This window comes from Acinetobacter sp. YH12112 (assembly GCF_013418945.1).
Taxonomy (GTDB): domain Bacteria; phylum Pseudomonadota; class Gammaproteobacteria; order Pseudomonadales; family Moraxellaceae; genus Acinetobacter; species Acinetobacter indicus.
In genome coordinates this window covers 1-12421 of sequence record NZ_VPBA01000039.1, presented here as the reverse complement: position 1 = coordinate 12421, position 12421 = coordinate 1, and the positions used below count along the sequence as shown (strand labels likewise).

6 protein-coding genes and 3 pseudogenes are annotated in these 12421 nt (G+C 37.8%); 4 read left to right on the top strand and 5 right to left on the bottom strand.

The features are described from left to right. Positions 1-798 (bottom strand): annotated as a pseudogene (locus FTU50_RS12720) (IS3-like element ISAba14 family transposase); the annotation flags it as partial. 78 nt (positions 799-876) lie between these two features. On the opposite strand from FTU50_RS12720, the pseudogene FTU50_RS12715 reads away from it, so the two are divergent. Both FTU50_RS12715 and FTU50_RS12710 read left to right on the top strand, forming a co-directional pair. After that, positions 877-1221 (top strand): annotated as a pseudogene (locus tag FTU50_RS12715) (transposase); the annotation flags it as partial. A 135-nt stretch (positions 1222-1356) separates the two neighbouring features. Beyond that, complete coding sequence (locus FTU50_RS12710; protein ID WP_180069808.1) at positions 1357-2034, top strand: metalloprotease; 678 nt, start codon at positions 1357-1359, stop codon at positions 2032-2034. A 1-nt stretch (position 2035) separates the two neighbouring features. Here FTU50_RS12710 and FTU50_RS12705 read toward each other — a convergent pair whose 3' ends face one another. Genes FTU50_RS12705 through FTU50_RS12695 form a run of 3 tightly spaced genes read right to left on the bottom strand, consistent with a single transcriptional unit; the run spans position 2036 to position 6980 of the window. Continuing rightward, on the bottom strand, positions 2036-3823 hold the full coding sequence (locus tag FTU50_RS12705) for a CapA family protein (protein ID WP_104499072.1): 1788 nt from the start codon (positions 3821-3823) through the stop codon (positions 2036-2038). Further along, positions 3816-5318, bottom strand: coding sequence for a glycosyltransferase (locus tag FTU50_RS12700; protein ID WP_180069805.1), 1503 nt, complete (start codon positions 5316-5318; stop codon positions 3816-3818). The genes FTU50_RS12705 and FTU50_RS12700 overlap by 8 nt, the downstream gene beginning before the upstream one ends. 9 nt (positions 5319-5327) lie before the next feature. Next, positions 5328-6980, bottom strand: a complete 1653-nt coding sequence (locus FTU50_RS12695; RefSeq protein WP_180069802.1) for a poly alpha-glucosyltransferase — start codon at positions 6978-6980, stop codon at positions 5328-5330. A 125-nt stretch (positions 6981-7105) separates the two neighbouring features. Between FTU50_RS12695 and FTU50_RS12690 the strand changes: the two are divergent. Beyond that, positions 7106-8035, top strand: a pseudogene (locus FTU50_RS12690) (IS5 family transposase). Between the two features lie 153 nt (positions 8036-8188). On the opposite strand, the gene FTU50_RS12685 reads toward FTU50_RS12690, so the two are convergent. After that, a complete protein-coding gene (locus tag FTU50_RS12685) occupies positions 8189-10663 on the bottom strand; it encodes a type I secretion C-terminal target domain-containing protein (RefSeq protein ID WP_180069799.1) in 2475 nt (824 codons plus the stop codon). A 217-nt stretch (positions 10664-10880) separates the two neighbouring features. Here FTU50_RS12685 and FTU50_RS12680 point away from each other — a divergent pair. After that, the coding region (locus FTU50_RS12680) for a hypothetical protein (RefSeq protein ID WP_180069797.1) at positions 10881-12421 on the top strand (1541 nt) is incomplete at its 3' end.

The following is a 12421-nucleotide window of genomic DNA, read 5'->3' as shown; positions in this document are numbered from 1 at the left end:
AAGCCGAAATACAAAAATCCACCTCCATACTAATCGATACCCTATGCGCAAGTACCTTGCGGCTATGCCAATCAATCACAGCACATAAATAAACAAAGCCTTTTGCCATAGGGATATACGTTATATCAGTAGACCACACTTGATTACTGCGCTGAATAGCCAATCCTTTGAGCAGATATGGATATTTACGGTGAGCTTGATTAGCCTGGCTTAAATTTGGTTTGCAATATAACGCCTGAATACCCATTTTCTTCATTAAAGTACGTGTATGACGTCGTCCTATATGATGCCCTTGACGATTCAACAAATCACGCATCATACGACTGCCTGCAAAAGGATATTGCATATGTAATTCATCAATACATCGCATCAGCTTCAGATCTGATGAGCTAACAGGTTTTGGGCGATAATAATAACAACCACGAGAGACTTTCAGTAACTTAGCTTGTTTAGATACTGAAATCTGAAGTGAGTGATCGATTAACTTTTGTGGTTGAAGCGGCCCAGTTTCTTCAACACACCTTCTAAAAAATCAATTTCTAATGCCTGCTCACCGATTTTTGCATGTAACTTTTTAAGATCAATGGGAGGTTCTGATGGAGCTTTTGATTGATCGAAAGCTTGTGAGGAAGCTGAGATCAATTGATTTTTCCAGTCAATAATTTGGTTTTGATGAACATCAAACTCAGAACTCAATTCAGCAAGTGTTTTTTCTGCTTTGATCGCAGCAAGTGCTACCTTAGCCTTAAAGTCGTTTGAATGATTTCTTCTTGGTCTACGTGCCATAAAATACTCCATATATTGATGTTTATAACATCATTTGAGGAGCAGAGTATCACTTATAGGAGTTGTTCAAATTTCCGGATCCATCTCTATCTGACGGTGCCGTCGAGTTCTCCAATTGCCAAGGCTATCAATTACACTCTGAAGCGTTGGCCAGCTTTAAGCCGCTATTTGGATGATGGCAATCTACCGATTTGCAATAATTGGGTCGAGAATCAGATGCGCCCCTGGGCGTTGGGACGTAAGAACTGGCTGTTTGCTGGCTCGCTGCGCAGCGGCCAACGAGCTGCCAATATCATGACTTTAATCCAGTCAGCAAAGCTGAATGGACTGGATCCGTATGCCTATTTAAGTGATGTGCTGAAAAGGCTGCCGACGCATAAAGTGACCCAAATAGAAGAATTACTGCCACACCGCTGGAAATCCGACCAAAATTAAAAAATAGGCATGGGATTCAGCGGACGCTTACTTAAAAAAACCAGCTTCATTCCAACAAAATTTGGAATATCATTGTTAGCAAAGGCAAACCTCAGATCAATTAAAAAAATACAACAGACAAATAAGAGAAATTTTATGAATATAAAAAAACTCGCGACCATTCCTCTGCTCTTAATTGGAGAATATGCGATGGCTCTTCCTATTGTTCAAGTCAATTTTATATTTGCCACACCCCATGTTGAAGCCCAAAAATTTGATAACCTAAGCCAAATCAAAAAAGAAGTAGATATTTTAAATCGCTATTTTGTCACTGAGAAAAATCAACCCATTTTTAAATTCGAGTTAAATAAATACATTCCATATCAAAAATTCAAACAATTAAACTGCAAACTCAGCCATCTTTTAGAAAGCCCTAAACCTATGGAACGACCGGCACTTATTAAAATTTTCCGGCGGTGCTTTCCATCAAAGAGTAAAGAAGCTGAAGTTTATATATTTATTTTTGATAGCTACAGCTCAAAATCAGGATTTAAAGCAGCAGATAGTTGGGGCTTTCATAACAATGGACGACCTATCATACTACTTGATTGGGAGCGACTAAATTACAACATTCAAGCCGCTCTCCCCCATGAAATGGGACATGCCTTTGGTTTACGTCATGTTTGTGTTAAAGGTGCAAAATTAAAAGACACCACTAACTTGATGGCAAGTAAAGGTGGCTGTGACGGCAGTGGTGGGCAACGTAATATAGGCTTTTATGATCAACAAATTCAGATCATTAAAGAACATTATCAAAAATTAAAGTCCCGCTAAACTAGAGAATTTTTTTCTCGAAATAATAGGGCCATTGCGCGCGGTTAATAGCATTAAAATCGATATCTCCATAATAATCAGCCACTTGATTAAAATCATCTAATTGTACAAAATCGGGTTGCCACATGGTTTCACGGTTATTAGATTGAATTGGCAATAGGCGTAGATTTAAACTATCTTTCTCAAAAATCAATTGTGCAATCATGCCAAATGGCAAAGCATCTGGATAACCATCATATTCACCATCACTATTAAAAATACCATTACCTAAACTATAAATAACGGTTGAATCTTGGATCGTTTCCATCGACTGTAAAGTATGAGCACCATGACCTAGAATCAAATCTGCCCCCTGTTGAACCAATCGGTTTGCGAGTATTTTTTGATAGGCTTGAGTCGGTAAGAAATCTACTCCCCAATGTGCCAACACCACAATAAAATGCGATGGATATTTTTGCTTTTCTAATGCAACTGCTTCATACAAAACACTTTCTAAGGTCGCAACACCAGAAGAAGAAGGTGTGGCATAAAATTTAAATATTTTTTCGTTAGTGGCTCGATGCCAATAGCCAGAATAAAAAGAAATAATACGACCATTAATCTGAATTCTCATGGGCGTGCATGCTTCAAACTCATTTTCTCCCACTCCTACATAATGTATTTGCGCATTTTGCAACGTTTTTAGTGTATGTGTGATACCTACTGCACCAAAGTCAGCAGTGTGGTTATTGGCTAAACATAAATAATGAATATTGGCTTTTTTAAGCGCATTGACTGTTGGTACATCCTGTGCACCCAATATAAATTTTTTCAATCCAACCAAGGGAGATTGAATTTGATTATTTACAAAACATGCTTCGTGATTGGCTAGATTAATATCGGCTGCATTTAAAAAAAAATTTAGTTTTTCAAAACTATAGTCATAGCCATGATTCAATAGAGGATCAAATACTTTTCGTTTACGACGTCGCTCAGTGTAATATTCGCCTAAATAGGTATCGCCAATAATATTTACAATGGCACGATCTTGCTTGAGGGTAGTCACTACATTTAAATCAGAAATAAGTCGATCCAGCCCTTCATGGCCCAATAAGTGCCGTTCAATCACAGAATCTTGTTGAAAACTACTCTCAATTCCCTGTGTAATGACAATCGTAAAATCAGATGATGTATGCTTTTGCCATGCTATGGAAATATTAAGAAAGCTAAAAAAGTAATTAACCTTGCCTTGATCGAGTAAAAATGTTGGGCTTAGAAAATTTCTAGCTTTATATGCAATTTTACTCAGCGTTAAAATTTGCAGATAAAAGGGATTAATTTGAGTCATTAATTCAGCGATTTTAAGCACATCATTTAAGGTATATTGCTGAATAAATTTTGAATTCTTTTTACCTGAAAGATTTTTGGCACTATTTGGACTCAAGTTATGTTTTTTTATTAACTCTTCAAAATAATGGCTCATGCGCTTTTGGGTCTTATTATAAACATGCTGAGCCAAAAGAAATAGAGAATCCACACCCGCTGTTACTTTGTAATGCATTAATACTTGTAATAAATTGACTTTATCATGTAATGCATAACCAACAACACCTCGCCCTCTTTCTTGGAGGGCCATCTCTGTAATCTCAACGCTATCATCCAAACTTAACTTACGTTCATCTAATAACTTATAAACTACATAAAGCACCAAAAGTGGACCTAGCCCTTCATTTTGGTCAGAAAAATCGACGTATTGGGGTTTGGAGTGCGGCAATAACGCACCATTTTTTTGTACTAAATAGTTATACATAACTCAACTCCAACAAATGATCTAACCATTTCTTTTTATAGCTATTCAAATCATATTTTTTCGCCGACTTAATCGCATGGGTTCTCATATGTGGGTTTAAATAGCATTGCTCGATTGCAATAGCTAAGGCTTGAATATTTTCATTTTCAACTAAAACACCAGAAAGATTTTGTTCAATTAGTGCATTTGGACCATACTTAATATCGTAGGCCACTACAGGCGTTCCTACACTTAAACTATCCAAAATTCCAATACAGAAACCTTCTATTGTACTCGTCACAACAGAGACATGTGCATTTCGGATTTTGTCCGAGATATTGTGCACATAGCCTTTGAAATGTACATTCGTCTCTAAGTCGTAATCATCTACATATTTGCGAATTTCTTTTTCATATATAAAGTTATCTCTAGAATCACCAAAACCATAAAGATCAAGCTGAATTTCAGGATACTTTTCTTTTAAAATTTCAACAGCCTGAATAATATGATGAAGTCTTTTTTCTACATAATATCGCCCTACAGAAATGACGTTGAATGGGGATGCTACGGCATTGACAGTGAGTTCAGATGCTATGTGGGCAAATGTCGGAGGAATCACCCAAATTTTTAATTCTGAACCAAAACGTGCCCAAAGATCCTGCCGCTGTTGCTCTGTGGATACAATATAACCGTCAAATTTATTTGTTTCTGCTAAAGATATTTTGTAATTGGAGTTAATTCGCCCGTCTTCCATCTTCTGAGGATTACTGACATGCACGCTATGGAAAATCGAAATTAACTTAAATGCAGGAGACTTTAACTCCACTAAAATATGATTATAAAGTCTGTTTTTATCGACATAAAAAACGGGCTGCTTATAAGAGGTGATAATTTTTTGAAACCAATGCTTAATCCACTGATCACGATCTTGAAAAAAACAAGATGAACCATCGGATTCTTTTAGACTTAAATAACTAAGCTGATTATCTTGGGTGTAGTGCTCCTCTAAAACCACAATCCCCTGCTGATTATAGTAAAGACATGATTTGACTTGGTTTTTCTCTAAATAGATTTCTTTAGATAAATAGCCTGACTCCGTATACAAAGCTCGCTTGAATTTCTTTCTCGCTTTATCAAAATAATTAATGTATGAAATATTCCCATTTGAGAAAAAGTGGATATAAAATAGGTAATTCCCATTTATATATACTTTTACATCTGTATTGGCATTGTTTTTTTCTAGGGTAACCTCTCCTGCAATATGACTCAAATAATCTTCTAAAGTATTTGATCTCAAAGCAGCAAAAATTAAATATTGGTAATCGTCATATAAATTCAGAAAACTATCGGCTCGAATATGATGGATATTTAAATTCTTTAAATAATTAGCGTTGTAATTTAAGGTTACAATCTTATGTGCTAAACCACAGCTATCAAAAACATGTTTTCTTTTTAAAATCGCATGCTCAATACCGGTTAGCTTTTCCCCAATTCCTGCACTTAGAAAAAAGAACATTATCAACCTCTAAATAAAATAATTTAAATAAGCCACATACCCAGATAAATTATGCTCCTGATCATCGATACGTGTTCTAAAACGATCATGCCTTACATAAAATGCATTAAGAATTTTTTCAGGCTTAGCCATATACATTGCTATTTCAGGATAAAAGTACCCTGTTGCTCTTTGAAATTCGACTCGTAATTCTATTAAGTCTTTTAGTTTATCGAATTTAGCCATATTAACTAAATCGGTAAATCCCTGCTCTTTTAATCGCACCACCATCTTATATGCAGACATCATCATTTCTAAAAATGTTGCATATGCTGTTTTACGATTTTCAATAAATTCCATGTGTTTTAAATAGTTATTTAAACCAAATTCAAAATACTTTTTCTCTGGGCAAATCTTAGTTAACTCATTGGTACAATAACTTAGCCAATGATCATGATACTTATCATATTTTTTAGTAATAAAATGCTCAAACATTAATTTAACAGTTTCAAGCAAAATTGAATTTTGATTAATTTGATAGAGTCTAAGTAGACCTAAAGCAGCTTCACCATCATAATAAACAATTCTGAACTTTTCTTTGACTGCAAGTGATGGGAAACTTAATACATGAGTTGTCTCCCCTTTACCATCAATCATAAAGCGAATGCCTTCAGCAAGCATTTCGGCATACTTTTGGTATTTGGAGTCGCCAATAATTTCCTGATATTTAGCAAACATAAAAATTGCAGCAGCATTTGAACCTAGTTTAATTTCTAGATCAGGTTCATTACCATCAATCATAAAGGCTTTTCCATCTACCTCTTTGTATAAATGATCAATGGCATACTGCATTGCATTTCTAATTTTCGGTAGATATGCTTCATTATAATTGACTTCAAGTGTTTCAAGTAAGGCATATATGGCAGTACAGTGACGGACTGTATTATAACTTTTAATTTCCCGGTTATAGGCAGGGAAATAGCCATAAACCAGCCTCCCACTCTCTAAAATTTCATTATGTAAAAACTTGGCATTATTTAAAACAAGTTCTTTTATATGTTCTTTTTTATTACCCTTTAATACACGTATACCATTTTCTGGACCCGTAGACATTAAATCAATCAACTGGTTGTTTTCAAAAAAAACAGCTTGTGTATCAAACACCCAGACTTTTTCAATTTTATTTAGCGAATAATTTGCCTTAACATTGGTATATTTTTTTTTAATAGCATCATTTAGATTTTTTTCATCAAAAAAATTGGGCTCATTATATACAACTCCTCGAATAATTGCTTTTGCATAAATCTCTTGCTCCAAAAAGCAAATACTTAAATTTTCATCAAAAGCAATTCCTTTTCGATAATGATTATTATGTTTTTGCTCACTTACTTCTTTAACAAGATCTGTCCATTTTCTTTCTTCAATATTTTTTGCAAAGTCAAACTTTAAAAATTCAGGAAGCCGGTTATTCTTTTCATATAATTTATCGATAAAATTCAAAGTTCTTTTAACTACTTTATCGTAATCTTTATCCGCTGTATTCCAAACACGACAGCGTATACTTTTATCTCCATATGAAAAAAATACACTATAAAAATCTTGCTGATTCTCTCTTAATGAGAATAACCAATCTGTTAGTTTTATTTTAAATCCCTGCAGATCACTATATTTAGATATAGCCATATTGCTCTCATACTTAACCCTGCCAATCAGCCTTATTGTATATTATTTAATATTTAATTTATAGATATATAAGGCTTTGTTGCACAAACCTATCTTTAAAGGCTTTTCAGCGATATAATTTTCAAATGAAGAAGCCTGCACACAAAATCTACCGCACAACCAATTGGTCTTCATATAACCGAGCACTCATTAATCGCGGAAATATTGCCATTTGGTTTGATCCTGCTACGCAATGGTATGCTTCATCAAAAGGCAAACAAGGACGAAATCAAACCTACTCCGACGCAACCATCCAATACTGCTTAATAATTAAATCCTTCTTCTGTCTTTACGTATGGTCACCGGCTTTATGCAAAGTCTGATTAAACTTTGCGGATTAAATTGGACAGCGCCAGATTACACCACGCTTTGTAGAAGACAAAAGCATATTGATATTGCAATCAGCTACCAGAAAAGTAGTGATGAACTACATCTACTCATGGACTCTACAGGCTTGAAGTTTCTAGGTAAGGGTGAATGAAAACGTAAGAAACATGGACCTCAATATCATCGCCAATCGCGTAAGCTGCATATTGCTATAGATGCTGAAACCCTTCAAATACGCGCTATTCAGCTCACAACCAATAATGTCAGTGATTCACAGGTACTTGGTGATTTACTTGATCAGATTCCACAAGATGAGCGGATTGACTCTGTTTATACCGATGGAGCTTATGATACCAAGAGATGCCGACAGGTCATTGCAGATCGGCAAGCGCATACGGTGATTCCGCCAAGAAAAAATGTGAAACCATGGAAAGATACAAAGAGTAGCTCGCTAGAGCGAAATGAATTACTTCGAACAGTTAAACATTTAGGTAGGACACTATGGAAAAAAATGGTCAGGCTATCATCGGCGCAGTTTGGTTGAAACTAAGATGCACTGCATCAAATTATTAGGAGATAAACTCAGTGCAAGGAGTTTTGATAGCCAAGTGAATGAGATCCATGCACGTGTAGCAGTCCTCAACAGATTTACGCAATTAGGTCGACCACTTACCCAAGTTACGCCTTAAATTTAGCTCAATTAGGGGCGCTTTGCATTTCAAATCTTTGTGCAACAAAGCCCAATCATATTTAAACAAATTGTTGGCATATCTTTTCTCGACAATGTTGTTCATTAAAATAAAAAAAAGAGGATCCGAAGATCCTCTTTTTTATTTAGTTATTTAGAATAATAGTTGACCATTATTAATCAGTTGATCTAGCAACTCATCTGTCTTCGTTACACCTTGTAGAACCAACAGTTCTGTTGGGTTATAAGTCATATCTGTTACAGATCCATCACGATCAATTGAAAGAATAGTATTGCCATTACCATCATCTTTCAAACTAATATAATCTTTAATATCAGTACTACTACCTGAAATTAACTCTCTTACATCAATCTTATCTGCATCAACATCAGTTTCAACATCTCCGACATGGAAATCAGACCAAGTATCTTTACCATTGCCACCAGTTGCATCTGCTTCATCCAGTAATTTAAAGATCACTGAATCCTGTCCATCGCTACCACTTATTACATCATCATATTTTGAGCCAGTCATATTTTTACCGACATTAATCACTAACTCTGCTGACTGTGAAGTACCATGGATAGAATTCAAAATATATTCGAACCTCTCTACACCATAGGAATCACCTGATGCCTCATAGCTATATGTACCATCTTCTTTGACAGTTAAAACACCATGTTGACCTTGTAATACTATTGAAGTATTTGCCGCATGTTCATACTGACCGTACTTATCAAACGCTAATGTTTGCCCTTGAATTTTCAGACTCGCAATTTGGTTTTCATAGTAAATGTCATTTGCTAATAAATCACCTTCTGCAAGCACAAGATTAGATTCTTGCGCACTAAACCCATCTAGCGTTGTTACTGTTCCTGTCAAATCTAATTTAACATTAACTTGCCACGACAAACTATTATCAACAGTCACATCAATTCTATACTTACCTTCAGTTAATGATGGTAAAGCTATAGTATTTTGAATACTGTCTATTGAAGTATTTAGAATTTCTATAACTTGACCAGTAACTAAATTCGTTAGCGTAATTAAATACTGATCTGCTTTTGAACTAGTTGCAAATTGATCAAATGCATAAGCTAATTGCAAATCAAGAATTTGATTTTTCCCAACGGTAATTTCATGGCTGAATTCTTTAACACTTGAAGAGTTTGCAGTTCTCTCATCAACATGCCAACCAGTATAATCTTCGATATTATCTAAGCCAAATTTAGCATGATCTTGATCATCTTTCGCTTCTACAATATCAAGTTGAATATTTAAGGTACCTGTAGCCAATTCACCAGTTACTGGATCTTTAATACTATATGAGAAGGTATCAATATCACCAAAATTTGCAGCAGTATTTTGATCTACAATGTATTGATATGTACCATCGGCATTAATATACAATGTTCCATATTTACCTTGTATCGGCGTACCATCTACTGGTTGATCATTCACACTACGCATTTCAAAGCTTGCATAATCACCCGTTGTTAGATCTCCTTGCAACTGTTGCTGCGTCGACGTCTGGGTCTGGTCATATAAAGTGTCAGTATCTGCTTTTAATACAATGGTTGGTACTACAGCTATTCCTGCTGTCACACTCATTGTCACTGCTTTATAAGTACCTTCAGTAAATAATACATCTACATTTTCCTTAGATGCGCCTGCACCAATAACAGCCCCAACTACGGTATACCAATTTTCTTTGAATGCATATAATTCCCAGTTCTGATTGGTTTCGTTGTATTTGTAAATCGCTAGACTGACTGGGGTCGCACCTAATGCAATAGGCGCACCACCCTCTGAAGAGAAACTGATCTCTCGTGTGTGACCTTCAGCAACATTGATGGTCATACCACTTTCAATCGTAGCGACTTTAATATCTGCAATACCTAAACCAATACTAGCAATATTGACTTGGCTTGAGTCCTTAAGCTTTTCTGTTGGAATAACAACTGATTGAACATCTAAAGTTAAATGTTGAACCACAGGATCTATTACCGAAACTTCCTTGTTTAATGCGATATTCAAGTTAGCACTTGATGTTGCACCTGTAACAGTGTCTTTCAGTGTATAACTAAACTGTTCAACTGAACCGAATGGCGGTTTAGCACCTACATTTAATGTATACGTATATTCACCGTTTGGTTTTATGGTTAAAGTACCATATTCACCTTGGATTACTGTCGGTTGCAACTGATCAATAGGATAGATTTCTGTACCCACAGTAATAGACTCAATAATGACATTTGGACCAAAAATGTCTTGTCCATTTTTTGAACCAATTGAGTCATTCTGATTATTAATATCTGTCAAAATATTTCCAGATACCGAACCAGATACTGCTGTTACTGTTGAGTAGTCATATACTTGATCATCTGTAATTTCTAAACCAGAACCCGAAAGTACGCCTACACCATTTGTTTTAGCAAGGTAAACTTTATAGTTTCCTGGTTCATCAAGACGGATATCTCCAGTCTTTATATAACCAAGCAATGGAATTGTGAACCAATCTTTATGGTATTGAACTACATTCCAGTTCCCCCATTCATCTTCTTTCAATATCACTAGATCATGTGTTTCACCGATAGAAATACCACCACCATCAGCTTTTAAGGTCAAGTCTCGCACCTGATCATTACCAACACTGACATCAATATATGATCCAAATGCTAAAGTACTAACGTTTGCAACACCTCCCAGTCCGATACTCGCGACACCAAAGCTCGTCGCTTTTTGACCGACTAAGCTTTCACCCTCTCCTAGTTGAACTCTTGTAGGAGTGATATCAAGTTTCAGTTGAACGTCATTATCTACTGCTAATAACTCATGATCACCTGTGTCGCTGTCAGAGTCGCTATCGCTGTCTGAATCAGAGTCACTATCCGAGTCCGAATCGCTGTCTGAATCCGAATCGCTATCCGAGTCCGAATCGCTATCTGAGTCTGAATCGCTATCTGAGTCCGAATCGCTGTCTGAATCTGAGTCGCTATCGCTGTCCGAATCCGAGTCGCTGTCTGAATCAGAGTCGCTGTCTGAATCAGAATCGCTATCCGAGTCCGAATCGCTGTCTGAATCTGAGTCGCTATCCGAGTCCGAATCGCTGTCTGAGTCTGAATCGCTATCTGAGTCCGAATCGCTGTCTGAATCTGAGTCGCTGTCCGAATCAGAGTCGCTGTCCGAGTCTGAGTCGCTGTCCGAATCTGAGTCGCTATCTGAGTCCGAATCGCTGTCTGAATCTGAGTCGCTATCGCTGTCCGAATCCGAGTCGCTGTCTGAATCAGAATCGCTATCCGAATCAGAGTCGCTGTCTGAATCAGAATCGCTATCCGAGTCCGAATCGCTGTCTGAATCTGAGTCGCTATCCGAGTCCGAATCGCTGTCTGAGTCTGAATCGCTATCTGAGTCCGAATCGCTGTCTGAATCTGAGTCGCTGTCCGAATCAGAGTCGCTGTCGCTATCAGAGTCGCTGTCGCTATCAGAGTCAGAATCGCTGTCGCTGTCAGAGTCGCTGTCGCTATCAGAGTCAGAGTCACTGTCGGAATCAGAGTCGCTGTCGGAGTCAGAGTCGCTGTCGCTATCAGAGTCGCTGTCTGAATCGCTGTCGCTATCAGAGTCGCTGTCGGAATCAGAGTCAGAATCGCTGTCGGAGTCAGAGTCGCTGTCGGAATCAGAGTCGCTGTCGCTATCAGAGTCAGAATCGCTGTCAGAGTCGCTGTCGCTATCAGAGTCAGAGTCGCTGTCGGAATCAGAGTCGCTGTCGCTATCAGAGTCAGAATCGCTGTCGCTATCAGAGTCAGAATCGCTGTCGGAATCAGAGTCGCTGTCGCTATCAGAGTCAGAGTCGCTGTCGGAATCAGAGTCAGAATCGCTGTCGGAATCAGAGTCGCTGTCGCTGTCAGAGTCGCTGTCGCTATCAGAGTCAGAATCGCTGTCTGAATCGCTGTCGCTATCAGAGTCGCTGTCGCTATCAGAGTCAGAATCGCTGTCGCTATCAGAGTCAGAATCGCTGTCGGAATCGCTGTCGCTATCAGAGTCAGAGTCGCTGTCGGAATCAGAGTCAGAGTCGCTGTCGCTATCAGAGTCGCTGTCGGAATCAGAGTCAGAATCGCTGTCAGAGTCGCTGTCGGAATCAGAGTCGCTGTCGGAATCAGAGTCGCTGTCGCTATCAGAGTCGCTGTCGGAGTCAGAGTCGCTGTCGCTATCAGAGTCGCTGTCTGAATCGCTGTCGCTATCAGAGTCGCTGTCGGAATCAGAGTCGCTGTCGGAATCAGAGTCGCTGTCGGAATCAGAGTCGCTGTCGGAATCAGAGTCGCTGTCGGAGTCAGAGTCGCTGTCGCTATCAGAGTCAGAATCGCTGTCAGAGTCAGAGTCGCTGTC